The sequence below is a fragment of the Microcoleus sp. B6-A1 genome, assembly GCF_036705085.1.
GTDB lineage: Bacteria > Cyanobacteriota > Cyanobacteriia > Cyanobacteriales > Microcoleaceae > Microcoleus.
This window is the reverse complement of sequence record NZ_JAUBTU010000025.1, coordinates 37,674-61,440: the sequence shown is the minus strand read 5'-3', so window position 1 is coordinate 61,440 and position 23,767 is coordinate 37,674. Positions and strand designations below refer to the sequence as shown.

19 protein-coding genes are annotated in these 23,767 nt (G+C 45.1%); 10 read left to right on the top strand and 9 right to left on the bottom strand.

The genetic code is table 11. From position 1 onward, the window contains the following. The first annotated feature begins 355 nt into the window (after nucleotides 1–355). Entirely contained in the window at nucleotides 356–4,168 is a 3,813-nt protein-coding gene (locus QUB11_RS11695) for a sugar-binding domain-containing protein (protein WP_333202959.1), read from the top strand. A gap of 259 nt (nucleotides 4,169–4,427) precedes the next feature. On the opposite strand, the gene QUB11_RS11690 is transcribed toward QUB11_RS11695, so the two are convergent. From QUB11_RS11690 to dnaK, 7 genes are all read right to left on the bottom strand, one after another. Beyond that, on the bottom strand, nucleotides 4,428–4,673 hold the full coding sequence (locus tag QUB11_RS11690) for an HNH endonuclease (RefSeq protein ID WP_015179287.1): 246 nt from the start codon (nucleotides 4,671–4,673) through the stop codon (nucleotides 4,428–4,430). Between the two features lie 50 nt (nucleotides 4,674–4,723). After that, nucleotides 4,724–5,191 (bottom strand): KGK domain-containing protein, encoded by a 468-nt coding sequence (locus QUB11_RS11685; protein WP_333202957.1) that lies wholly within the window; start codon nucleotides 5,189–5,191, stop codon nucleotides 4,724–4,726. 47 nt (nucleotides 5,192–5,238) lie between these two features. Continuing rightward, complete coding sequence (locus QUB11_RS11680; RefSeq protein ID WP_333202955.1) at nucleotides 5,239–5,673, bottom strand: KGK domain-containing protein; 435 nt, start codon at nucleotides 5,671–5,673, stop codon at nucleotides 5,239–5,241. A gap of 200 nt (nucleotides 5,674–5,873) precedes the next feature. Next, the gene (locus tag QUB11_RS11675; RefSeq protein WP_333202953.1) at nucleotides 5,874–8,324 is read right to left on the bottom strand and encodes a dynamin-like GTPase family protein; all 2,451 of its coding nucleotides are present in this window, start codon (nucleotides 8,322–8,324) and stop codon (nucleotides 5,874–5,876) included. Between the two features lie 140 nt (nucleotides 8,325–8,464). After that, nucleotides 8,465–9,403 (bottom strand): Rpn family recombination-promoting nuclease/putative transposase, encoded by a 939-nt coding sequence (locus tag QUB11_RS11670; RefSeq protein ID WP_333202950.1) that lies wholly within the window; start codon nucleotides 9,401–9,403, stop codon nucleotides 8,465–8,467. 103 nt (nucleotides 9,404–9,506) lie between these two features. Further along, entirely contained in the window at nucleotides 9,507–10,703 is a 1,197-nt protein-coding gene (locus tag QUB11_RS11665) for a DnaJ C-terminal domain-containing protein (RefSeq protein ID WP_333202948.1), read from the bottom strand. Between the two features lie 131 nt (nucleotides 10,704–10,834). Beyond that, nucleotides 10,835–12,955, bottom strand: coding sequence for a molecular chaperone DnaK (gene dnaK / locus QUB11_RS11660; RefSeq protein WP_333202946.1), 2,121 nt, complete (start codon nucleotides 12,953–12,955; stop codon nucleotides 10,835–10,837). Between the two features lie 55 nt (nucleotides 12,956–13,010). On the opposite strand from dnaK, the gene QUB11_RS11655 reads away from it, so the two are divergent. The 7 genes from QUB11_RS11655 (at nucleotide 13,011) to QUB11_RS11625 (ending at nucleotide 19,661) form a co-directional block, all read left to right on the top strand. Continuing rightward, complete coding sequence (locus QUB11_RS11655; RefSeq protein WP_333202944.1) at nucleotides 13,011–13,151, top strand: hypothetical protein; 141 nt, start codon at nucleotides 13,011–13,013, stop codon at nucleotides 13,149–13,151. A 393-nt stretch (nucleotides 13,152–13,544) separates the two neighbouring features. Continuing rightward, nucleotides 13,545–14,585, top strand: a complete 1,041-nt coding sequence (locus QUB11_RS11650; protein WP_333202942.1) for a DUF6745 domain-containing protein — start codon at nucleotides 13,545–13,547, stop codon at nucleotides 14,583–14,585. 13 nt (nucleotides 14,586–14,598) lie between these two features. Next, the gene (locus QUB11_RS11645) at nucleotides 14,599–14,853 is read left to right on the top strand and encodes a hypothetical protein (RefSeq protein ID WP_333202940.1); all 255 of its coding nucleotides are present in this window, start codon (nucleotides 14,599–14,601) and stop codon (nucleotides 14,851–14,853) included. Nucleotides 14,854–15,066: 213 nt separating this feature from the next. Next, nucleotides 15,067–15,837, top strand: coding sequence for a Uma2 family endonuclease (locus QUB11_RS11640; protein ID WP_333202938.1), 771 nt, complete (start codon nucleotides 15,067–15,069; stop codon nucleotides 15,835–15,837). A 122-nt stretch (nucleotides 15,838–15,959) separates the two neighbouring features. Next, nucleotides 15,960–17,048: an SPFH domain-containing protein gene (locus QUB11_RS11635; RefSeq protein ID WP_333390595.1), complete on the top strand. Its 1,089-nt coding sequence runs from the start codon at nucleotides 15,960–15,962 to the stop codon at nucleotides 17,046–17,048. Nucleotides 17,049–17,120: 72 nt separating this feature from the next. Then, on the top strand, nucleotides 17,121–18,431 hold the full coding sequence (locus tag QUB11_RS11630) for a hypothetical protein (RefSeq protein WP_333202932.1): 1,311 nt from the start codon (nucleotides 17,121–17,123) through the stop codon (nucleotides 18,429–18,431). Nucleotides 18,432–19,031: 600 nt separating this feature from the next. Continuing rightward, nucleotides 19,032–19,661 carry a TraX family protein gene (locus QUB11_RS11625; RefSeq protein WP_333202930.1) on the top strand — a complete coding sequence of 210 codons (630 nt, stop codon included), beginning with the start codon at nucleotides 19,032–19,034 and terminating at the stop codon, nucleotides 19,659–19,661. A gap of 100 nt (nucleotides 19,662–19,761) precedes the next feature. Here the strand turns inward: QUB11_RS11625 and QUB11_RS11620 are convergent, their stop codons facing one another. Further along, nucleotides 19,762–20,400, bottom strand: a complete 639-nt coding sequence (locus QUB11_RS11620) for a restriction endonuclease subunit R (protein ID WP_333202928.1) — start codon at nucleotides 20,398–20,400, stop codon at nucleotides 19,762–19,764. A 275-nt stretch (nucleotides 20,401–20,675) separates the two neighbouring features. On the opposite strand from QUB11_RS11620, the gene pds reads away from it, so the two are divergent. Continuing rightward, nucleotides 20,676–22,049 carry a 15-cis-phytoene desaturase gene (gene pds / locus QUB11_RS11615; RefSeq protein ID WP_333202926.1) on the top strand — a complete coding sequence of 458 codons (1,374 nt, stop codon included), beginning with the start codon at nucleotides 20,676–20,678 and terminating at the stop codon, nucleotides 22,047–22,049. 92 nt (nucleotides 22,050–22,141) lie between these two features. Then, nucleotides 22,142–23,071 carry a 15-cis-phytoene synthase CrtB gene (gene crtB / locus QUB11_RS11610; RefSeq protein ID WP_333202924.1) on the top strand — a complete coding sequence of 310 codons (930 nt, stop codon included), beginning with the start codon at nucleotides 22,142–22,144 and terminating at the stop codon, nucleotides 23,069–23,071. Nucleotides 23,072–23,225: 154 nt separating this feature from the next. Here crtB and QUB11_RS11605 read toward each other — a convergent pair whose 3' ends face one another. Continuing rightward, nucleotides 23,226–23,723: a hypothetical protein gene (locus QUB11_RS11605; RefSeq protein ID WP_333202922.1), complete on the bottom strand. Its 498-nt coding sequence runs from the start codon at nucleotides 23,721–23,723 to the stop codon at nucleotides 23,226–23,228. Nucleotides 23,724–23,767 lie beyond the last annotated feature (44 nt).

The window sequence follows — 23,767 nt, the reverse complement described above, 5'->3', positions numbered from 1 at the left end:
TTAGCTAAATACAGATGTTTAAAGTTGAACGACAGAGCAAAAAGCTGGAAAGCACTTTTTGGTGTCTTGACCGGAGTAACGTAGCTATTTGCTGAGACTGGCTATCTCTCACCAAATGCACGGCTTGTCCAGTGTTGTTTAGTGTTTAGCCGATAGCACTATTGCTTATGTCGATGAAACAACCTTGTTAAAACTTAGTTAAAACTAAGTATTTATTTTTTCTATACAAAACCACATTTGTCGGCTCTGTGCCATCTTCCCAGAGACAGATTGGCTGCGGGATTGCTGCTGAAGCAACTGCTATCATAGATCAAGAGACAAATTAGATTATCTAATTTCTGGGAGTAATAAGCGAGTGAATCACAAGCTGGCCAAAATTATCGGATTATTTTTCGCAGCAGCAGCCGTCTTTGGATTCGTCGGTTACGCGCTGCAAAATCCTAACTTCGCCAGCAACTCAGCGATATCGATCGGCTTCCCCAATCTTACCATCGCGGCCGTCGGGGCGATCGACAACAAACGATCCCAAATCTATCTCAACGGAACTTGGCAATTTGTCCCCGCCGTGGGCAACCCCCAAAACCCCCCCGTCTCCCCAAGTTGGGGTTCCATCCAAGTACCCGGAGACTGGCAAAAAGAAAACAACGAATCCGTACCCGGAATCATCACTCGCGGCAGCGGCAAAGAGTGGGAAAACTTCAACAGTAAACAATTATCAAAAGCTTGGTATCAGAAAAATATAGACATTCCCGGCGACTGGACAAACCGCCGAATTTTTCTCGACTTAGCCAGAGTCAGCACCGATGCAGTCATCTTTGTCAACGGCATTAACTGCGGTGAAATCCCCTGGCCCTACGGCACTATTGAAATTACCAAAGTAGCAAAACCAGGTCAAAACACCCTATCTATTTTAGTGGTGGCAGCATCCGATGAAAAGGAAAAAGCCGTCATCATGGGCCCCACAGAAATCTACACAGAAAAATCCAAATTGCAATCGCGGGGAATCATCGGCGAGGTACGGCTTCTGAGCCTTCCCCCCGGCCCGCTGATTAGCGACGTATTCGTCCAAACTTCCACCAGAAAAAAGCAAGTTAAATTAGATGTAGAGCTCAAAGACGTGGCCCAAAGCGGTCAAGTTGAATTAATCGCGCAAATGCTCGACGAAAAAGGCAAAGTACAACAAAAATTCACCGCAAATGCCAAGGTTCAAGCTAAACCCATTCAAACCCTACAAGTTCAGTGGAATTGGCCAAATCCCCGTCTTTGGGATGTCGGGCAACCAAACCTTTACACCCTGCAATTAGAAGTAAAAGGCAGCGGCATAGACACGCAATACTACCAACCTTTTGGCTTCCGCGAATTTTGGATAGAAGGGCGCAAATTTTTCTTAAACGGAACTGAATTTCGGCTGCGACCAAACTTGCACTCCGATACTTGGCAAGGCGGGAGAGTAGAAGTTGCTGATAGCCTAATTGATGGCTACGTCAAAGCAGGTTTTAACATAACAGAAATGTGGCCTTGGAATCACGACGAACGGGGTAGATGGCACTTCCGAGAGCTATTTTCCGAAAGAGCAGACCTCAAAGGTTTTCCCATTATGGCTCCCGCTTTAGACATTAGTCCTATCGCTTGGAACGGCAAGTGGAAGAATCCCCTGTGGAAAAACCGCTGGAAAGACCGAATGGTGACTGAAATGCGCCGCTACCGCAATCATCCATCAGTATTAATGTGGGCGACAAGTCCTAATTTTTTCGGCAACGGTGACGACCTAAATCCCCGTCGCATCGGCAAAAGTAAAGTAGAAGGAACTCTCAGTCCGTCGGAAAACCAGCGTTTGCGGGTCAACACTCCCCTAGGAAATGACGCTTTAGGGACGATTAAATCGGCTGACCAAACCAGACCTGTGATGGTACACCAAGGCGCACACTTCGGCGATGTTTATGCGCTGAATTCTTATTTAAATATGATTCCCTTGCAAGAACGGGAAGAGTGGATTTCTGAGTGGAGCAAAACCGGGGAAAGACCCTACATGGCAGTCGAGTTTGGGACTCCTCTGCACGCAACGATGATGCGGGCCCGCAAAGGTTTTGGTCAGGCAATTATCAGCGAACCTTGGATGACTGAGTTTGCGGCAATTTATTTTGGCAAGCAGGCTTACGAGTTGGAAACTGCCGCTTATAAAACTACAATTCGCCAGCAATTTGTCAAGGGTCAGGAGTATCAAAGCTGGCATTTGAAAAACGAGTTAGATTTTGCACCCGCTTTTCAAAAGTTGCAGCAGTTATTCAGTACAAATACTTGGCGGAGTTGGCGGACTTTTGGAATGTCTGGGGGGATGATTCCTTGGAATGACGGACATGGTTGGGAAGTTTCCGAAGCTGGCAGAAAAAAGGTGGATATTGGGGCATTTCAACCGGGTCGCCGGGGAGTTTATTTGAAGCAAGTATCGAATAATCTTTTGAATTATTACCAGCCAGAAGGTTATATTGTTCATCCTGGGGGCGAGGCAATTATGAATAATAATAGCTCGACTTTGGCTTGGATTGCTGGTGCTAGCCCGGTTTTTACTGCCAAAGATCACAATTTGTTTGTGGGCGGAAAACTGGCAAAGCAAGTAGTGTTAATTAACGATACGCGGGCGGCGCAAGAATTTTCGTTTAATTGGCGGGTTTTGATGGGGGGGAAAGAAGTAAAAAAAGGCGAGGAAAAAGGGACTATTGAGTCGGCAAAGACGCTCTTTTTCCCAATTGACGTAAATTTGCCAAATACCATTTCTAGCAAGGCTGACGGCGAAATTCGCTTGACTGCACGGGTGGGCGTGCGATCGCATTCTGATACATTTGCTTTCCGCGTTTTTCCCAAACAATCCAACATCAAAGATACGCTGACAATTTTCGATCCAGCGGGCAAAACATCGGCAATGTTAAAACAGTTAGGTCATCCGCTTGTACCTTGGAATGGTTCGCAAGTTTCATCCTTATTAATTATCGGTAGGGAAGCGTTTTCGAGTGGGGACAATTTGCCGGGAAGTTTAGAAAATTTTGTGCGAAACGGCGGCAAAGCAATTGTGTTTCCTCAGCGCAGGGATTGGCTGGAAAATACTGGTTTCCGGGTTGCCGGCCATGTCAGCCGCCGCGCTTATCCAGTTGACAGCAACCATCCGGCAATTAGCGGTTTAGACAGTGAAGATTTGCGCGATTGGGTGGGGGAAAGCACGCTGGTTGAAGCTTATCCAGATACAATTAAAACTGCGCCGAGATTGAGTCCGGCAAATACGCCTTGGTACGGCTGGCGTTGGGGAAATCGTGGCGGTGTCAGTAGCGCTTCAATTGAGAAGCCGCACCGCAGCGGTTGGCGCCCTATTTTGGAATCTGAGTTTGATTTAGCTTATTCGCCGCTGATGGAATTGGATTACGGAAAAGGGCGGCTGATTTTAAACGAGTTGGATTTGGAAGACCATTATTCTGTAGATGCTGGGGCGGCGCAGTTAGTGCAACAAATTGTGAGTTACGGGATGAATTCTCCGGTACTTGGAAAGCCGGATAAAGTGGTTTTAATTGGGGGAGATGGAGATGCCCAAAAGTTGGACAGTTTGGGGGTAATTTATCAGCGCGCTAGTTCGCTTTCTAATGATGTTGGTTTGGTGATTGTGGGGAGAGAAGCGAATCTGAAAGATGCAGATTTGCGCGGTTATTTGAATGCTGGCGGGAAGGCGTTTTTCTTGCCGCGTCAAGTGCCTGCTGCGGGTTTGGGCGTGGGTTTGCAGCAAGCGCAGGATTTTGGGGGTTCGCTGGCGGTTCCGAGTTGGGATGAGGTGAAGGGGGTTAGTGCCTCAGATTTGCGATCGCGCTCTTTTTATGATACTTGGTTAATTAAGTCTGGGGGAGAAATCGGCGCTGACGGTTTGTTAAGTCGGGTAAAAGTTGGCAAGGGTGTGGCGATTTTTTCTCAGATTGAACCGGACAGTTTGAATGCTGATACTAAGACTTATTTGCGTTTTACTCGCTGGCGGCAAACCAGGGCAAATGCTCAGATTTTGGCTAATTTAGGGGCGAGTTTTAAGGCGGATGGATCTGTGTTTAATGGTTCGAGTCGGGAGTTTTATCACTGGGATTACAGAACGGATTTTGAGAAGGGGGATGATCCTTATCGGTATTATCGATGGTAGGAAGTTCGGCAGCGGATTTTGTAGCGGATGTAACGGATGTAACTGAGATGTTGCACCATTCTCAATTACTTGCTTAGGAACAGGCAAGATGCCTGTTCCACAAGAGATAAATTTTCTTGTGGAACAGGCATCTTGCCTGTTCTTGACAATGGTGCAATTTGTCACCATTGCAGTTATCCAAGCTAGGGATTAAAAGTGCGATCGAACAGAGGTTAGCAATTTCAAGCTTAAATTGCTGATTTTATTATACTGTTAAATATCAAAGGTCAAAGTGACGGCGGAAGCGGGGGTCTAGTTTGTCGGTTTTCTTTTGGTTGCAGGTGCCGCAGAGGGTTTGCAAGTTGCTGATGTCGTTGCTGCCGCCGCGCGCTAGGGGGATGATATGATCGATCGTCAGTTGGGTTTCTAGTTTGGTTTGGCCGCAGCTTTGGCACTGGTACTTATTGCGAGTAAATACGTATTTTCTGACTTCTGGGGGAATCGGGATTCTGGGGGTTTTAGACATGATGATTTTTAACCGCAGATGAACGCGAATTAACGCGGATGTTTGATGGATTAGCTGGGTGAGTTTTCTTGATTGAGAAGTTGGCGACGCAAATCGTCAAGGGGAGATTCTGGTTTGCTAGTTTCTGATTCGTTGTTTTCTGGTGTTTGTTCGACTTCTGGTTCGTCTGGGCAAAATTCTATAGTGACATTGAGTTTGACCTTAATCTTTCCTTTCTTCCAGCCCTGAGCACCAACTCTCAGAATTTCACAATCTATACCTTGACCAAACCAGTTATTATATGAAAAACGTTGTTGGCGAGTGTCAACAGGTACATGGATATTTAAATTCTGTTCTTTTAACGATTTATTGAGTGTCTCTCCTAACCGATACTCAGGCAAAACTCTATTTACTGTTTCCTTGAGTTTTCCTACTTTAAGCATTGCGTTACCAAAAGATAAAGCATCCTCATTACCACAGTTGTGAAAATCAAATTTATCTTCCATATTGATATCTAACCTAATAGGCTTTTTAGCCATGAGTTTTAACCGCAGATGAACGCGAATTAACGCGGATGTTTAATGGACTAGCTGGGTGAATTTTCTTGATTGAGAAGTTGGCGCCGCAAATCGTCAAGGGGAGATTCTGGTTTGCTAGTTTCTGATTCGTTGTTTTCTGGTGTTTCTCCGACTTCGGGTTCGTCTGGGCAAAATTCTATAGTAACATTGAGTTTGAGCTTAATCTTTCCTTTCTTCCAGCCATTAGCACCCACTCTGAGAATTTCACAATCTATACCTTCACCAAACCAGTTCTCATATAAACGACGTGTTTGATCGGTAGTTAAAGCTACATCAATATTTAGGGCTTGCTGGATTAAGAACAGATTGAGTTTGTATCCTAACTCATTTTCAGGCAAAATGTTCTTTACTGTTTCCTTAAGTTTTTCTATTTTAAGCATTGCCTTACCAAAAGATAAAGCATCATCATTACCACAGTTGTGAAAATCAAATTTATCTTCCATATTAATCTCTAAGTTTTTTTTACTGTCATCCTAGCTATTTTAGAGTAGCATCTTTCTTTTCGCAATAACCGGGCGAACAGAATTCGCGTCTACACAAACGAAGTCCGCCTCCGCGGACTAAGAATGCTTTCAACCCGCGAAGGCGGGTTTTGTCTGTGTAGCCGCGATTTCCAATCGCCGGGTTTTCAATTTAGGTAATTTCAATCAATATCTTTCGCCTCAAAATCCACCGAAACACCATCATTTTGCCCAATTACAGGCAATAAATGCTCGTGCAATTTCATCGCCTGCAAACAGCTATTAATCCCAGAAACCGCCCGATCGTACTTTTCGATCTTTTCATCATTCTCAGCTTGCAGCCGCTGATTCCTAGCGATTTTCTCCTCCGCCTCCTGTGCCAGAGTTTGCTCCACATAATCGCGGGCTTGACTGTATTTCTGCAAAATATCATCCGCTTGCTTTTGGGCCATCGGCAACAAATGATCTTTGAGCGTCTTATTAACAGTTTGGCGGAAGGTTTTTTCAATTGTTTGCGACACTTTCAAATCGAAATCCAGTCGCAATAATTGCCGAATTGCAGGTTGGGCATCTACCATATTTTCGCAGTCGTAACCTTGAGAAGTTTGCTGCAATGTTTGCCGGAATTGATAAATCGAAAACGTGTCTTCGTCGTAAAAACGGGGACTTTCTCGAACGTAGCGATCGCACTCAACGCCCGCCGCATTTACCAAAGCATCAGAAACCCGCTTTGATAACTCCTCTAACTGCTGTTCAATGCCCCCATCATTCCCCAACAACCGATAGAGTAATCGATAGTATTCCGACTTGCGAACGCTATCTTTCAAATACTGGAAATAATTATCAACCAGTGACTTAGTAGCCTCTACTAAAATATCTTCCAACTGATTCGCTAAATAATAAAGCGCTTCAACTAAAACAGCAATTAAAGGTGCTGTAGCATTGCGGGGATGATTCCGCAAAGTGCGTCCGTAAGCCGCCTCAACAGAAAATCCATCTAACAATTCATCCAAGCGCCGGATCATCCGAGATTGCAGTTGCCGAAAGTCTATATCGAAAATATCGCATCTGTTCATAATCATTTCATTGACTTCTTCGGCGATATGTTCCCGAAAATCCTGTCCGACTTGCTGCAACTCTTGATTTAGTCGCAAAAGTTCCTGTGCTTTCATTGCTTCAATTTCGCGGGGCTGGCTGTCCAAATTCCGCTGAATTGTTTGGTAATGTTTCCGCAGTTGAATGCACAAGTCTTCTAAGTCGTCAGCTAAATTTTTGAACAGTTGCGGGCGTTTTTCTTCTGTGAGGTAACGGGTGATAGCTGTGCGAAAATCTTCGATGCCGCTATCTTGAATTAATTGAGCAATTAATGGTTGCCCTTGTTCTGCAAGAATCCGCACGTAGTTTTCATTGGGTGTTTCGTAGCTGTTAACTGAAATGCGAAATTTGCTCGGAGACAGTTTGCCGGAATTCGCACAGTAGCGATTAAATTCACTAACAAATTGCGGAGTTTCTTCACTATTACCGAGAAACTCTGAATCTAATTTATCGTCTCCAAAAACTCGCCCTTTACTGGTGGCAAAGATTGTATTTAAACCAAAGCGATCGCGCCCTGTTGTTCCTCGAATCAAACTCCCGTAAAACCCCAACAATCCGCTAGTTTTGTAAACTCTCGCAGTATCGCGAAAGTCGGAATTAATCAGATTTTCTAAGCGCTGTCGCAGTTGCGTGTTGTACCAAGTTTCGTCAATGCGGTTAAAAATGTAAAACAGTCGATCGCGAATTCCCGGATTTCCCCGTGTTTTTTCCATCAACTCGGTTTCTTCCGTCGTCATTTCCCCCGACGAAGCTGCTTTCAAAACGCAGACAACCGCCGAAGTATCGGGGCTTTCAATCTTATCATAAGTCAATTCTGCATCCCGCTGCACCGGCGCATCAATTCCCGGCGTATCGATAATAATATTGCCATCTTGCAGCAGCGGATGATAACAGTAATATTCTACTCGCTTAAGTACAGCACTGTTACTACCGCGACGGGCATAACTAGCAGCTTCCTTGAGATTGGAAAAGTTAAACTGTTCCATCGAGTAGGTAGCGTTTTCGAGAGTTTGGATGCGATCGCGATTTGCCTCAAAACCTTCTAACAGCAGCATCAAAGCCTTAGCTTTTTTGGCTAACTCGGATTTATTTTCGCCGCCTTCCGTTTCAATAATTATGTTACATCCCTGAGACAACAGCGACACTACATCTGTTTGATTAATATTAAGTTCCGTAGCTAAACCTAACTGATGGCAAAGCACAGAAGCTTGCTGGCTAATCTCAAACTCGCTCAAAAAAGTGAGAACAACTCGCTCTTTTTCCGGCTCAGCAAAGGCGATATAACATTCAGTACCTGTCGCGTGTCCTTCTGCACTGTAGAGCAATTCTCGCTCCAGCAAAGCATTAATCAGCATTGATTTTCCCGCACTGAAAGCGCCAGCAAACACAATTTCAAACTCAGGAGAAATTGCCTTTTTCAGAGAAGCTTGTACCGCCGTGATATCTTGTTGTCGCAAAGAGGATTCCTGACGCAGCAGTTGCAGTAAGGAGTCAACTTGCTCTTGCAGATTGTTGCATTGAGGGGGCATTTGAGTCATCGCGGCAGACTGCTCCTGATTGTGGGAAAATTACCTTAGTATTAATTCTCTGCTAGTTCAGGAAGAATCACAACAGTAATTTTACTTATGCGATCCAGGATTGCTGAAAGTGCGATCCTCTTCGAGGGCTCCGCTAACGGCTATTCGGCGGGTAAATCTTGTGTTTGCAGCCAAGCTGTTAAATCTGATATGTCGTTAAAATTTAACAAGGCTTCTCCTAAGTTTTCCAATTGGTCGATCGACAATTCCCCGATTTGAGTTTGAACTTCGGGAGTGACAGCACCTACACGACGTTCCAATAGACGAATAATCAGTGCTATTTGTCCTGTTTTGATTCCTTCTTGTCTGCCTTTTTCTGTTGCTATGCTGACGGCTTTAGTGATTGCTCCCCGACGGTCTTGGATGTAAATTTCCTGTTTTTGCAACTCGCTTAATTCGTCATAGCTCAAATTAGCTTTAGTCGCTATTGCAAATGCTTGACTAATCTCTGGCACCTCTTCCATTGTTGCAGGTACTGCGTTTAAGTCCCTAGCAGTTTTGAGAAAATAAATCCACTTATCGGTTAATGTTTCTAACTCATTCAAACTTTTTTGGAACTTTGGTAACTCAACAAAAACCAATTCAAAATCGAAAATAGGATAATCGCTCAAGAACTCTCTTTCTTTCAGGACAAACCGCGAAATTACTTTCCTAAAATCCTCAAACATCTCAAAATCAGTGATGGTCAAGGCAATCACTGGATTCAACATTACATATTGTTCTGCTGTTTCTAATTGCGTTGAATAAGCTTTGGCTGCATTGTACAAAATCCGCTTTTCAAAAGCCTCTACGTTCAAAACCTGCATCTCGATAATTACATTTGTGCCGTCATTTAACTGAGCTCTAATATCGACGTAAGTATCCTTAAGACCTCGAATTAGCGGTAGTGAATGAGGATCGAGGATTTGCAAACTTTCGATGGTGGGCTGACTGTCATACAGCAAGGCATTCAAAAAACTCTTGAGAATGTCTTTGCTATTTTCAGAACCAAAAATTTTTTTGAATGCAAAATCAGTTTTAGGATTGATGAATGTGAACATATTGGTAACGGTAAATTTGTAATAGTTAAGTCTTCAGGTGCGGGAGGCGCACCCTACTAGATTATAGCAACCAAACTTCTGGTGTGCATTGCACGCTACAGAATTAAACCGACAAATTTTGACGCGGTTTAAAAATTTCTATCTGCCGCAACTTTTCGTATAATTCCCGTTCCTCCTCGCTAATTTCCTTGGGGATTAACACCTGAATTTCTACTAGCTGATCGCCCCGATCGCCATTTCCTGTCGGATAGCCTTTGTTAGCCAGCCGCAACCGCTTTCCAGACGTTACTCCCGGTGGCAATTTCATCTTTACCAAGCCGTCTAGCGTCGGTACTTCAATATCTCCCCCCAACACCGCTTCGCTGGGAGTCAGTGGCAATTCGCAGCAAATATCCGACATTTCCAATCGAAAAAATGGATGGGGAGAAACTGTGATTTTTAAATATAAATCTCCGCCGCCCATACCTTGATTTCGCAAGCGAATCCGCTGGCCTGATACCATAGCAGGAGGCAGATTTACCTCGATCGCTCGCCCGTCTTCCAAACGAATTCGCTCGGTACCACCCGAATAAGCTCTTTCCAAAGGCAGAGTTAGCCTGGCCTCAATGTCTCTTCTCGTTTCACGCTCGACTGTTTCCCTAATTTCCCGTCGCATTTCGCGATCGGCTATATCCCTTCTGATTTCGCGATCGACTATCTCCCGTCGCATTTCCCGATCGACTGTTTCCCGTCGCATTTCCCGATCGTCTGTTTCCCGTCGCATTTCGCGATCGTCTGTTTCCCGTCGCATTTCGCGATCGTCAAAATCCCTTCTAGGTGGGCGAGAATTAGCAACATAACTCGTTTTCTTAGAAGCCGTACTCCACGGTTCAGAGGAGGCTACTCCCGCTGCATCATTCGCTGTCGCCATCCTCACTTCCCGCCGCCTTCCGAGCACTTGGTCGAGAAATTTATTAAAATCCGAGTAATCACTAAAATCGACATCTTCGGCCGGTTTTTTCCGGGTATTTTTAGTATTTCCCCAAGTTTTGAAATTGGGAAGTCGCACCCCTTGCTTTCCTTGAAATCCCTTTTGTTTCCAGAATTTACTAAACTGATCGTATTGAGCGCGCTTGTCTAGATCGGAAAGAATATCATAAGCTTCATTAATATCCTTAAACCTATCTTCAGCAGATTTATCACCTGGATTTACGTCAGGGTGCAACTGTCTGGCTAGCCGTCGATAGGCTTTTTTTATCTCATCAGCCGTGGCATCTTTGGGTACTCCCAAAATTAGATAGTAATTGCGAAAATTCTGCATATTTAGTCATTAGTCATTAGTTATTAGTCATTAGTCATTAGTCATTAATTATTAGTCATTAGTCATTAGTCATGCTGCTTCCCTGCTTCAAACTAGGGACTAATGACTAGGGACTAATGACTAACCACTAATTAGAGCCAATCGTCGTCATCATCCCAATCGTCGCTTTGATTTTGATAAGGGCGAGTGGGGCGATTAGCACTGCTTCTACGATCGCCCATACGATCGCCCATGCGATCGCCCATGCGATCGTTCATACGATCACCGGTGCGATCATAGGGGCGATCATAGGGGCGATCGGGAATTGGATCGACAGTCGATCGCCTGTACGGTTTAGCATTGGTATAATAGCTGCTGTCATCGCTGCGTCGCTTGGTACCGTCGCCCGTAAAAGTCCGCTTCACAGACTCAAAGAAATCGTCATCATCGTCATCATCAGCAAAAGCTGAAACTTCCCGGCTCAAATCGTAAAGAGCATCCTGCAAATCCGAACCAACTTGGTCAACTCCCCGCTCATCATTGCGTTCCAAACTGTCTCGCAATTCCCGAATTAAAGTTTCAATTCGCTGGCGACTTCTTTGAGCAAACTGCATTCCGCGATCGAGCGCAACTTCTCGCAACTGTCGCTCCGCTTGATAAGCTAAAGCTTCAGCGCGATTGCGTTTTTCTACCCTTTCCCGCTGCAACTTATCAGCTTGAGCAAACTGTTCCGCATCGCGAATCATTTGATTCACTTCCTGCTGACTCAGCGTCGAAGCACCTTGCACAGTAATGCTTTGTTCCCTGCCGGTAGTTTTGTCCAAAGCAGTCACCAACAGCATCCCGTTAGCGTCAATATCAAAAGCTACTTGTACCTGCGGAATCCCTCGTGGCGCCGGCGGAATTCCAGTTAGTTTAAACCGTCCCAAAGACTTATTATCTCTGCCTAATTCCCGTTCCCCTTGGATCACGTGAATTTCTACCACAGTTTGGTTGTTTTCAGCCGTCGAAAAAATGTCCGATCGCCTGACGGGAATAGTAGTATTGCGAGGAATCAGTTTTTTCATCACCCCGCCGATAGTTTCCAAACCCAGCGACAGCGGCGTCACATCCAACAGCAGCACATCGCGGACATCCCCACCCAAAATACCCGCTTGAATTGCCGCACCCACCGCCACAACTTCATCGGGATTGACATTTTGATTCGGTTCTCGATCGATCAAACTGCGAACAACTTCCTGCACCAAAGGAATGCGAGTCGAACCGCCGACCAACACAACTTCATCAATGCGAGAAGGACTCAAACTTGCATCAGCCAAAGCTTGTTTGACCGGCCGCCGCAGCCGCTGCACCAAATCTGTGCAGAGTCCCTCAAATTGACCGCGAGTCAGCCGCGTTTCCAGATGCAAAGGCCCGTCTTCATTCGCATCGATAAACGGCAAATTAATCTCGGTGACACCGACTCCCGACAGTTCAATCTTGGCTTTTTCAGCCGCTTCGATCAATCGCTGCAAAGCTTGGCGGTTGCGTCGCAAATCAATTCCTTCTTTTTCTAAGAATTGTTCTGCCAACCAGTCAACAATTTTGGAGTCAAAATCATTGCCGCCTAATTGAGTGTCGCCGCTAGTTGCTTTAACTTCAAATACTCCATCTCCCACGTCTAAAATCGACACATCAAAAGTACCGCCGCCCAAATCAAACACTAAAATAGTTTGACTTTCTCGCCTCTCCAAACCGTAAGCCAAAGAAGCCGCTGTCGGCTCATTTAAAATCCGTTTGACCTCAAGTCCGGCAATTCGTCCCGCATCCCGCGTCGCCTGTCGCTGCGAGTCGTTGAAATAAGCGGGAACAGTAATTACAGCCCCCGTCACCTCTTGTCCCAGATAGCGGCTAGCTTCATCGGCCAGTTTCCGCAACACCATCGCCGAAATTTCCTCTGGGGCAAAATCTTTTTTCAGGCGGGGACACTTGACTTTGATGTTCCCGTTGTCGTCGCGGCGAGTTGTGTAAGGGACGCGCTTTGATTCTGGAGTCAGTTCGGTATATTTGCGTCCGATGTACCGCTTGACTGCGTAAAAGGTGTTTTGCGGGTTGAGAACAGTCTGGCGTCTGGCCATCTGTCCCACAAGGCGTTCTCCTTCCTTTGTGAAAGCGACTACCGAGGGAGTTGTCCGCATCCCTTCTGCATTGGCAATCACAACCGGTTTGCCGCCTTCCATGACGGCTACTACTGAGTTTGTTGTTCCGAGGTCAATGCCAACTACTTTACCCATGCGTCAGTTGTCTCCTGTGGCGTTGTGTGTAACTTTTTCAATATAAGCGTTAAGTATGATTGCACTTATTGTACCGCGTCGAGAAGCGGGGGCTGCAGGGGGATTGCCTCACCTGCGGTTCAGGTTGCTGGGGTTGGCTGGGTGCGATCGACCTTTTTTCGATACGGTTTGGCGCAGCAACCGAGGAGCAAATTGATTAGAACTCATATCTTGCACCATTCTCAAGAACAGGCTTTCCGGCCTGTTCCACAAGAACATTGAATTTTTGTGGAACAGGCCGGAAAGCCTGTTCATAAATGGCTACTTGAGAATGGTGCAAGATACCAGTTAGAATGGAGAGCAAAAGTTATCCTATCATTAACATAGAGGTATCCTGAATGCCCGGATTAGAAGTATTGTATTCAGTTGAGTTTCTCAATCTAAAAGGCAAAGCAGTTAAAGATAAGTGGGATGAAGATTGAGGTTATTACAAGTAGGAATTACGCACGGGTGTCAGAAACCGGGTTTTTTTACGAAAATCTTTCGCACTCACCCACAGATTCGGTAAAAAACCCGGTTTCTTTGGCATAATCGATTTTAGAGGATAGCGATGATTGAAAAACTTACTCCAGAACAAGAAGATTTAATGCTAGCTTATGATGATAAGTGGCGGGAAATCATGTACTCCACTGAGCCGATCGACTGCGAAAAAGCAGCAGATGCAATTAAAGAAGCTTACCTTGTAATTGGCGAAAAAGAACCGGAAATTATTTTTTGCCACAGCCCCTATCAAGCTGTAAATCTTGTTCTTCGCGGCAAATCAATTACTCAGCTATACGAAGAATTTGGAGTTAATCTGGTCGATCGATTTACAGAAAAACTGTACTGCAAGACTTTGGATTCTATAATGGCACAGGCTTCAAATAAGTTATCTTCCCAGCTTTACCGGAAAGCATGGATGCGTTTTTCCGATCTTTTTAAGAAACTATTAGAATCTATTTTTTGTCATGAACCATTTCACTATAATGAGGATTATGAGTTTCTAGATTATATAATATGGGCAGAACTTGCTGCACGTTGTGACTTCTGCTTCTCCGTATTAAAGTGCAAATACCATCGCAGAAGGTGGCAAGCGCTTAAGTCTTTGACAACTCAATGCGGCTGGATTTTTACCTATGAAAAAGTTTGCATTGTGTGCGATCGCCCCCGCATCCTTTCCTTCGACAGCCAACACCGCCTCCACGCCGAAGGAGGACCCGCCATTCAATTTGCCGATGGGTACAGCCTCTATTCCTATCACGGCGTCACCTTACCCGAAAAATACGGCAAAATCCATCCGCATGAATGGCAACCTCAATGGCTTTTAGAGGAAGAAAACGCCGAACTCAAGCGAGTGCTAATTCAAGGAATTGGTTACGATCGCATTTGCTCTGAATTAGCAGCCGTTGAATTAGATACTTGGCAGGAATACACATTATTAAAAATTGATACAAACCTTGACGTGGAGCCGATTTATCTGTTAAAGATGACTTGTCCCAGCACCGGATTTATTCACGCTTTGCGAGTGCCGCCCGATATCAACTCAGCCAGAGAAGCGATTAAATGGGTGAATTGGGGAGTCGATCCAGAGGATTTTTCAGTACAAACTTAAGGAGGCAAGAGTTATGCAAAGCATTAAAGTGCGATCGCGCGTCGGTTCGGACGGGATGCTGCATTTGCAAGTCCCGGTTGGGATTAAAGATACAGATTTGGAAGTTATTGTAGTTTTCCAGCGCATAACACCCGCAACTGAGGCTAAAACACCGGAAGACTTAGGCTGGTCGCCCGGTTTTTTTGAGAGAACTTGCGGGTGCTTTCAGGATGAACCTTTAGTGCGGGGAGAACAAGGGGAATTTGAGGAACGGGAGGAATTGCTGTGATCTCAAATCCGGTAGCATCGGAATTAATGTTACCCACAGTCAGGAAACGGCAGTGCCGTGTCCCTACAATTAATTACGGTAGGGAAACGGCACTGCCGTTTCCTCTATATCATTCCGGTTACACCGGAATAGATATGATTTATCTTTGAGACACTAATATTTGCATCCGTAGTTCTTTCAATACAATACAATATTTGCCACCGCAATAAAACCATGAAATTTACCCTAGATGTAGAAAACAATCCCACAGGTTGGCCAGATCATACTCAACTACCCGAATCAGACGGTACTTTTGTGAAAAATTTTCAAGAACATCCCCAAAGCATCCTGCTAACAGATTCAATTACTCCCGTTTTGCAGAGAATTCACGCTGACGGTAACTATTGCATCGGTCAAGATAGCGGTATTTATTGGCGATTAACTGAGCCGCTAGAACGGGGTGCAGAAGCGCCGGACTGGTTTTATGTGCCTAATGTCCCGCCAACACTTGATGGTCAATCGCGCCGTTCATACGTGATGTGGCAAGAGTTTGTATCGCCGTTGATTGTGTTAGAGTTTGTATCCGGGAATGGTGCCGAAGAACGGGACAGAACTCCTTTATTGCGATCGGGAAAACAGGAAACTAAGCCGGGTAAATTCTGGATTTATGAAAATGTCATCCATCCGGCATTTTACGGAATTTATGAAGTAGCCAAGGCTAGTGTTGAAGTCTATCATCTGATCGAAGATAGGTATCAATTAGTTGCTGCAAATGAACGCGGTCATTATCCGATTGCACCGTTAGGAGTGGAATTGGGAATTTGGCAAGGAGTGTATCAAAATGTTGAATTACCTTGGTTGCGCTGGTGGGATAGTGAAGGGAATCTGTTGTTATCTGGATCTGAAAGAGCAGAACAAGAACGGCAAAGAGCCGATCGCGCCGAAGACCAATTAGAGCAATTGCGCGCTCAGTTGCGATCGGCTGGAATTGAACCAGAATTGTGAATTGTCTGAAAGTGCGATCGCCCCCAGCCCCAGCGATCGCACCTAAAAACTTTACAATGGCGATCGGGAACATCGATCGCTCCTATTGAAGCTAAAATCGAACAACAACCCAAAATAAATCTATGGGACTCTTTGACAAGATTCGCGGCGAATTTGTCGATATCATCGAATGGTTGGACAATACCAGCGACACCATTGCCTATCGATTCGAGCGTCACCAAAACGAAATTAAACAAGGTGCTAAACTAACTATACGACCCGGACAAATAGCAGTCTTTGTCAGCGAAGGCCGAGTTGCCGATGTCTTCGATCCGGGAATGTACGAACTGTACACCCGCAACTTACCCGTTCTGGGCACCTTAAAAGGTTGGCCCTACGGTTTCAACTCTCCCTTTAAAGCAGAAGTCTACTTTTTTAACACCAAAATATTTACCAACCTGAGATGGGGAACCTCTAACCCTGTAATTATCCGCGATCCAGAACTCGGCCCCGTGAGAATGCGGGCTTTTGGCACATACAACATTAAAGTTTCCCATCCAGAACAACTCTTAAAACAACTAATCAGCACTGACGGACTATTTCAAGTAGATGAAATCAGCGATCAACTCCGCAATACAATAGTCAGTGCCTTTGCCAATTGGGTTGGCAATTCCCGCGTTCCCCTGCTAGACTTTGCAGCCAACTACACCCACATGGGCGAACAGGTGCGAGTTGCCATAGAGCCAAGTATCCAGCAGTATGGGTTAGAGTTAACTCAGCTATTAATTGAAAACATTTCGATGCCGCCTGAAGTTGAAGAAGCACTCGACAAACGAGCCTCAATCGGACTTCTGGGAAATATGCAGCAATATACCCAATATCAAGCTGCTAACGCCATAGAAGCATCAGCAAATAACCCCAGCGGCGGCAATCAAGCATTAGAATTGGGCATGGGAATGGCACTAGGTCAGCAAATGACAAATATGATGCAGCCGCCAGCATCGCAAACTCCGCCGCCACCTCCCCCGCCAACACAAACTCAGTGGTATATTGCCCAGAACGGTCAACAATTAGGGCCTTTTGAGTTGCATCAACTTCTGCAAAATGGTTTGACACATCAGGTAATGGTGTGGCGTGCGGGTTTTGACGGCTGGAAGTTAGCATCGCAAGTGCCAGAATTAGCATCTTTGTTGGCGACAGTACCGCCGCCTCCCCCGCCCGCCGCCGCCTAAAATTTTGCATATTTAATTAATTGGTAATTGGTAGGCTTTCCCGATTACCAATTACATCACCAATAAACTATTATGAATACTTCGGAACCTGCTGTTAAACGTTTTCCATGTCCTAGCTGCGGCGCTTATTTAGAGTTCAACCCCCAAGCAGGAAAGCTCAAGTGTGCTTACTGCGGCTGGGAAGATGCAATTCCCCAAACTGCTGAAGAGGTAAAGGAAAATTCTTACGAACAATATCTCCAACTCGATCGCACGACGCTGACAACTTTATCAACAACAGCCCTTGAAGTAAAATGCAATGATTGCGGAGCAAGTGTTACTTTTGAACCGCCGAAAGTAGCGGGTAAATGCCCATTTTGTGCTTCGCCAATTGTGACGCAACCTGCAAAGGCTAGTCCTAGCGTCCACCCAGAGGGAATTGTACCCTTTGAAGTTAGTGATAAACAGGCCAGAGAAAGCATTCAGAAGTGGCTCAGCAATCGCTGGTTTGCTCCCTCTGCTTTGAAATCCCTAGCGCAGCAGGAGAAAATTCAAGGGGTTTATTTGCCGTTTTGGACTTACGACACTTATACGGTTAGTTACTATCAGGGTTCTCGCGGAGAACACTACTACGTAACTGAGACTTATACGGAAACCAACTCGGAGGGCGAAACTGAAACGAAGACTCGCCAAGTGCAACATACCAGGTGGTGGCCTGCTTCTGGCAGAGTCGATCGCCCTTTTGATGATATTCTGATTCCCGCTACAACTTCGATCGATCGCCCGCGTCTGGATGCGTTAGAACCTTGGCATCTCAAGGAGTCGCTGCGCGCTTACAATTCATCTTATTTAGCTGGGTTTGAAGCGCAGCGATCGCAAGTTTCTCTCACTCAAGGATTTGAATCTGCTAAAAATGTCATGGCCGGTACTATTCACTTCGATGTTTGTAGGCATATTGGAGGCGACGAGCAGCGGGTTCACAGCATTTCTACTGATTACAATGCTATCACTTTTAAGCATATTTTGCTCCCTGTGTGGCTGTGCGCCTATCGCTATCAAAACCAGCGATATCAAGTAATGGTTAATGCACGCACCGCTGAAGTTCAAGGCGAACGTCCCTACAGTGTTTGGAAAATTACTGCTGCTGTTGTTAGCGGTGTCGTGCTTGCGGGTGTTATGTACCTATTGTTTACTGGTAATTGGAAATATATCCGTGTGCCCGGCCTGCCTCAACCGCAACCCCAACCAACTTCCCTACCTGTACCGAGCCAAAAATTACCCCCAGTTCCTATTCCCTCTACCGCACCTGTACCGAGCCAAAAATTACCGCCAGCGCCTGTTCCCTCTACCGCACCTGTACCGAACAAAAAATTACCGCCAGCCCCTCTTCCCTCTTCACTGTAGCAATTCTGGATGGAGCAATCATCGGAGGCGGCGGAGGCATCGTAGGTGTAGTAGTCGCGATCGAGGTCAATCGATTTTAGATTTTAGATTTTAGATTTTAGATTTTAGAGGCGACCCCACGGATAAATGCGGGGGCAATAAGTGATTTTCGATTTTCGATTTTCGATTGATTCCCCGGATAAATCGCGTGGCGGGTACCACCTTTGAAATTCTTGGTCAGTAAAATTAACTCAATTATTATTTGCTCCGAATCAATAAATTTAAGGTAAATCTACCTTAAGGAGTACACAAGAGGGTTTTTACGTAATTTTTTTAAAACACCTAAATTAAAGAGAGCTTATTCTCTTTAATTTAGGTGTTGCTTTAAGGATAGATTATGAGTACAGTCTATTTAATTGTACTGAGAATTTTAATAAAAATACTATTTTCAGAAAAGATATATAAAATACGAACTATCAACATTTAAGAACACATTGAAGAACTGCACTTTATAGCATATTAAACATACTGAGAAAGCGAAATTTGTAAATATCTTGTGTCAAAAATCAAACAAATATTTAATTATTACAAAAAAAATAACAGAATAGGAGAATCACTTGTATGAATCAAAATCAAATTAAATGGTTGGCGGCAGCTCTAATGCTAATAGATCACATCGGATTGATGATTGAAGCAGAACCCATGCGTATCATGGGCCGCCTCAGTTTTCCGTTGTTTAGTTGGGTGTTTGCTCAAAACTGGAAACGACCGGGGGACAAAAATCCTCTAATTACTCGACTGATATTATTTGGGGTACTTTCTCAAATACCTCATATGTTACTTTTTGGCAATTTACAGTTAAACATCATGTTTAGCTTTGCCGTAGCAGCACTAACTTTGAGCTACATCCGACGCTTCGATCGCAAAATTGCAGTTTTAAGCACAGGTCTAGTAACTGCTCAAATTTTAGGAGTGAGTTACGGGTGGTATGCAGTGGCTTGCCCGCTATTGATGATTAGGTGGAAAGGAGGAGGATCTCGCCTTTGGTGGTTCGGCTGGACTATAGCAAATATCGGATATGCAATTAGTTGCCAAAGCTGGATTCAAATTTTCGCCATATTCGCGCCGCTAGTTCTGGCATACTACGATACCTCTAAAGACAAAAAACCCACGGCTATAGAAAAAAGATTTTTCTATTATTTTTACCCACTACACCTTGGGGGGCTAGCGGCACTGCGAACAATTGTCTAAATAAGACTGGGAATTCTAATTACTTAATTCTTGATTTTTTATTTAAACGAAGTACAACCGCGTCTCTGAGCGATCGCCCCCAGAAGAGTGCGATCGCTTTCTAAACTCTATTGCCAACATTCAACTGACCGAGGCGCTTCAAAATACTCAGCACGCTGTACAAATCATTCCCCGGATTGAAAAGGTAAAACTTCCTAGAAAAAGCGTACTGTGCTTTTTCCCGCTTAACTAACTTGACAAATAGAAAATCTGCCCCATTCATTAACAATCCGTAAGTAGGTCGATCGGCACTCAGATTAGCTAACATATAAGCCAGTAACTGCGGAATCCCTACCTCCAAAGAAAACGCAGCTTTCTTAGATTCAATAACTACTACCCAAAACTCCTGAAACAAAGCCAAAACATCCAACTGTCCCCTGACAATAGTTCCTTCATCCTCGTCAACAATTTCTACCGATTTTTCGGAAGTAACATGAAAAGGAGCAAGATAGAAATCAGCTAAATCCAAAAACGGAGACAGCACAACCATTTTGACTGTATTTTCTAGAAGTGGCGGATGTTTGAGCAAATTCCTGTAACTTGCCTTCACTCTGTCCAGCCGCTGTTTTTCAGCATCATTGATTTCTGGCAAATCATCTTGCCACTCGCGAAAGAATTGGTCATCTTCAACCCACTCAATTTTGAATTGGGTTTCCAAATCGTTCAACGCGACATTTCTAGCTTGAATTGTTTGTACCATAAATTTAAGTAAGCAATTCATCAAAATTTGCTCTTAATTTATGATAGCAATAATTGCTAAATTTCCGTTAATCAGGAATTAGGCATACACACCAAAGAAACCGGGTTTTTTACCGAATCTATGGGTCACAACGAAGTAGGGTCGTAAAAAACCCGGTTTCTGACCACCCGATCGCCCCGCACCCCTCACCTCCACCTTCCCCAATTCCCAAAAAAATGTAACGAGTTGTAAAGTATAATTAAACCGAAGCGAACACAGAGGCCAAGTAGTATCAAATGCGAGTTGCGATCGCCGGAGCAGGCTTAGCAGGACTTTCCTGCGCTAAATATCTTACCGACGCGGGCCACACCCCCATCATCCTAGAAAGTCGGGACGTACTCGGCGGCAAAGTAGCCGCCTGGAAAGATGCAGATGGCGACTGGTACGAAACCGGCCTCCACATCTTCTTCGGTGCATACCCGAATATGCTCCAACTCTTCAAAGAACTTGACATTGAAGACCGGCTGCAATGGAAAGAACACTCGATGATTTTCAATCAGCCGGAAACCCCCGGAACCTATTCCCGCTTTGACTTTCCCGACCTTCCGGCCCCCTTCAACGGCGTCGCAGCCATCTTGAGCAACAACGATATGCTCACCTGGCCCGAAAAAATCCGCTTCGGTATAGGTTTGATTCCGGCGATGCTTCAGGGTCAAAGATACGTCGAAGAAATGGACAAATACTCGTTTTCCGACTGGCTCAAAAAGCAAAACGTCCCCCCCAGAGTCGAAAAAGAAGTATTCATCGCCATGTCCAAGGCGCTCAACTTCATCGACCCCCACGAAATATCTGCAACCATACTGCTGACAGCCCTCAACCGCTTCCTGCAAGAGAAAAATGGCTCGAAAATGGCTTTTTTAGACGGTTCCCCCACAGAAAGGTTGTGTCAGCCGATGGTAGACTACATAACTGAGCGCGGCGGTGAAGTCCGGCTGAACGCACCCATTGGGGAGTTTTTGCTCAACGATGACAACACGGTGCGCGGCTTCCACATTCGGGGCGTCAAAGGGGCAGAGTCAGAAATTCTGACGGCCGATATTTACGTTTCCGCGATGCCGGTTGACCCGCTGAAGCTGATGATGCCGAAACCTTGGGGCGAAATGGATTATTTCAAACAGCTCGAAGGTTTGGAGGGAGTACCCGTCATTAATGTACACTTGTGGTTCGATCGCAAGCTAACTGAAATCGACCATTTGCTGTTCTCGCGATCGCCCCTGCTGAGCGTCTACGCCGACATGAGCAACACCTGCCGCGAATATGCCAACCCAGACAAATCAATGCTGGAACTGGTTTTAGCACCGGCCAAAGACTGGATAGGCAAATCTGACGAAGATATCGTCGCAGCCACAATGGTCGAGTTAGAAAAACTCTTTCCCGATCAAATCCCAGAACCAGCCAAACTGCTCAAATATCACGTAGTCAAAACCCCTCGTTCCGTCTACAAAGCCACTCCCGGACGCCAGCAGTGCCGTCCCACGCAAATAACTCCCATTAGCAATTTCTATCTAACGGGGGATTATACGATGCAGCGTTATCTTGCGAGTATGGAAGGTGCCGTGCTTTCTGGTAAGCTGACAGCGCAGGCTATTTCGACGGCCAATAACAAATGAAAAATTAAGAATTTTTCATAAAGACGTAAAAGAATCTCCCGTTTTCTAAACGGGGGAGTGTCAATTCTAATCTTTAAATTTCTTATTCTCGGATGCTGCAACTGTCAAAACTCCAGTGCATGAGAACTCTGGCCTCTTTGGATGAATCCTACGAACTGTGCCGCCAAGTCACGGCGAGTTATGCCAAAAATTTTTATTTAGGCACTCAACTCATGCCCGAAGCCAAGCGTCGGGCGATTTGGGCGATTTACGTCTGGTGCCGCCGCACCGACGAACTCGTAGACGGGCCGGGTTCTGATGCAACGACCCCTGAAACCCTCAATTTGTGGGAAAAACGGCTAGAATCGGTGTTTGCCGGCCATCCTCACGATGACTACGACGTAGCTTTGGTGGATACGCTGTCTCGTTTCCCGATCGACATTGGGCCGTTTCGAGAGATGATTGCGGGCCAGCAAATGGACTTGTACCGCAGCCGCTACGAAACTTTTGAAGAACTCAATCTTTACTGTTATCGAGTAGCGGGTACTGTCGGGCTGATGTCGATGTCTGTTATGGGTGTAGGCGAATCGAACTCCGCTGCTAACTGGAATTGGCACTGGGGGAATAGAATTCCCAAAGAAGAAGCCATCTCCCTCGGTATTGCCAAGCAGTTGACTAATATTTTGCGCGATGTCGGAGAAGACGCCCGCCGCGGCCGCATTTACATTCCCTTAGAAGACTTAGCCTTGTTTAACTACACGGAAGAAGATTTATTCAACGGTGTGATTGACAACCGCTGGCGGGAATTGATGCGGTTTCAAATTCAGCGAGCTCGCAAATTATACGCCAGCGCCGAACCGGGAATTAAAGTGCTCAGTCCCGATATTCGCTGGACTGTTTGGGCTGCTACAATGCTCTACAGCAGAATCTTAAATGCGATCGAACGCAATCAGTATGATGTGTTTCAGAAGCGGGCTTACGTTACCAATTCTCAGAAACTGCTGTGTCTCCCCGCCGCTTGGATGAAGTCAAAAGTGCTTTAGCCGCAGGCAATTTTGCTAGCGATTCGGCAACGGGTAAGGGGTATTTGTCAAGTTACAAATTATATGATGTCCAGCAAATTGCATATTAGGTTTGTGGGGACGCGGTAGTGCCGTGTCCCTATGTTTGGTTAGTTAATTTAAGTCAAACTATAAGTCAAATTAGTGGAGTAGCGGGCGGAATTTTCAATTGGGCGATCGAAGTTTCCAACAATTGCTTTTCCTGCTGGAGTTTTGCTTCTAAATTTTGAATTTGTTCTCGGCGGGCTTCAACTTCAATCAAGCGGCGAGACAATTCTTGACTCTGCAAAGTGAGAGATTGCCTCCACCCTTCTGCTTTCTGGGCTTCTTGCTGCAAAAAATCGGGAGTAAAGCCTGTTGTTAAATATTTCTCAACTAATTGTAGTACCCAGTTTGTAGCGGATTGAATATTGACAACCTGGTTATTTTCGCCAATATCTGCTAATACTAAAATCCCTTCATTTAAAACATTAGTTGCAGAGTAAATTGGATTTTGAGCAAAATCTTGCGGTAATGTCAAGAAACATTCTTCACTAAGAATAGCCCAAGTATCATCAGAATTTTGGCAAGCCAGCAATTGCAGACTTATCTCGCCTAAATTTTCCTGATTTTGTACTTGGGCTAAATATAACATGAGGGTTATTAGTGATTGGTAATTTTTGTTTGGCCTAATTTTTA

Bases quoted from the DNA above. Each gene is read 5' to 3' on its own strand.
- QUB11_RS11685 (WP_333202957.1), bottom strand. From the start codon at position 5,191: ATGGCTAAAAAGCCTATTAGGTTAGATATCAATATGGAAGATAAATTT.
- QUB11_RS11655 (WP_333202944.1), top strand. From the start codon at position 13,011: ATGATTGCACTTATTGTACCGCGTCGAGAAGCGGGGGCTGCAGGGGGA.
- QUB11_RS11690 (WP_015179287.1), bottom strand. From the start codon at position 4,673: ATGTCTAAAACCCCCAGAATCCCGATTCCCCCAGAAGTCAGAAAATAC.
- QUB11_RS11670 (WP_333202950.1), bottom strand. From the start codon at position 9,403: ATGTTCACATTCATCAATCCTAAAACTGATTTTGCATTCAAAAAAATT.
- QUB11_RS11620 (WP_333202928.1), bottom strand. From the start codon at position 20,400: ATGGTACAAACAATTCAAGCTAGAAATGTCGCGTTGAACGATTTGGAA.
- QUB11_RS11635 (WP_333390595.1), top strand. From the start codon at position 15,960: ATGGGACTCTTTGACAAGATTCGCGGCGAATTTGTCGATATCATCGAA.
- QUB11_RS11665 (WP_333202948.1), bottom strand. From the start codon at position 10,703: ATGCAGAATTTTCGCAATTACTATCTAATTTTGGGAGTACCCAAAGAT.
- QUB11_RS11650 (WP_333202942.1), top strand. From the start codon at position 13,545: ATGATTGAAAAACTTACTCCAGAACAAGAAGATTTAATGCTAGCTTAT.
- dnaK (WP_333202946.1), bottom strand. From the start codon at position 12,955: ATGGGTAAAGTAGTTGGCATTGACCTCGGAACAACAAACTCAGTAGTA.
- QUB11_RS11680 (WP_333202955.1), bottom strand. From the start codon at position 5,673: ATGGAAGATAAATTTGATTTTCACAACTGTGGTAATGATGATGCTTTA.
- QUB11_RS11630 (WP_333202932.1), top strand. From the start codon at position 17,121: ATGAATACTTCGGAACCTGCTGTTAAACGTTTTCCATGTCCTAGCTGC.
- QUB11_RS11625 (WP_333202930.1), top strand. From the start codon at position 19,032: ATGAATCAAAATCAAATTAAATGGTTGGCGGCAGCTCTAATGCTAATA.
- QUB11_RS11605 (WP_333202922.1), bottom strand. From the start codon at position 23,723: ATGTTATATTTAGCCCAAGTACAAAATCAGGAAAATTTAGGCGAGATA.
- QUB11_RS11675 (WP_333202953.1), bottom strand. From the start codon at position 8,324: ATGACTCAAATGCCCCCTCAATGCAACAATCTGCAAGAGCAAGTTGAC.
- QUB11_RS11640 (WP_333202938.1), top strand. From the start codon at position 15,067: ATGAAATTTACCCTAGATGTAGAAAACAATCCCACAGGTTGGCCAGAT.
- pds (WP_333202926.1), top strand. From the start codon at position 20,676: ATGCGAGTTGCGATCGCCGGAGCAGGCTTAGCAGGACTTTCCTGCGCT.
- QUB11_RS11645 (WP_333202940.1), top strand. From the start codon at position 14,599: ATGCAAAGCATTAAAGTGCGATCGCGCGTCGGTTCGGACGGGATGCTG.
- crtB (WP_333202924.1), top strand. From the start codon at position 22,142: ATGCTGCAACTGTCAAAACTCCAGTGCATGAGAACTCTGGCCTCTTTG.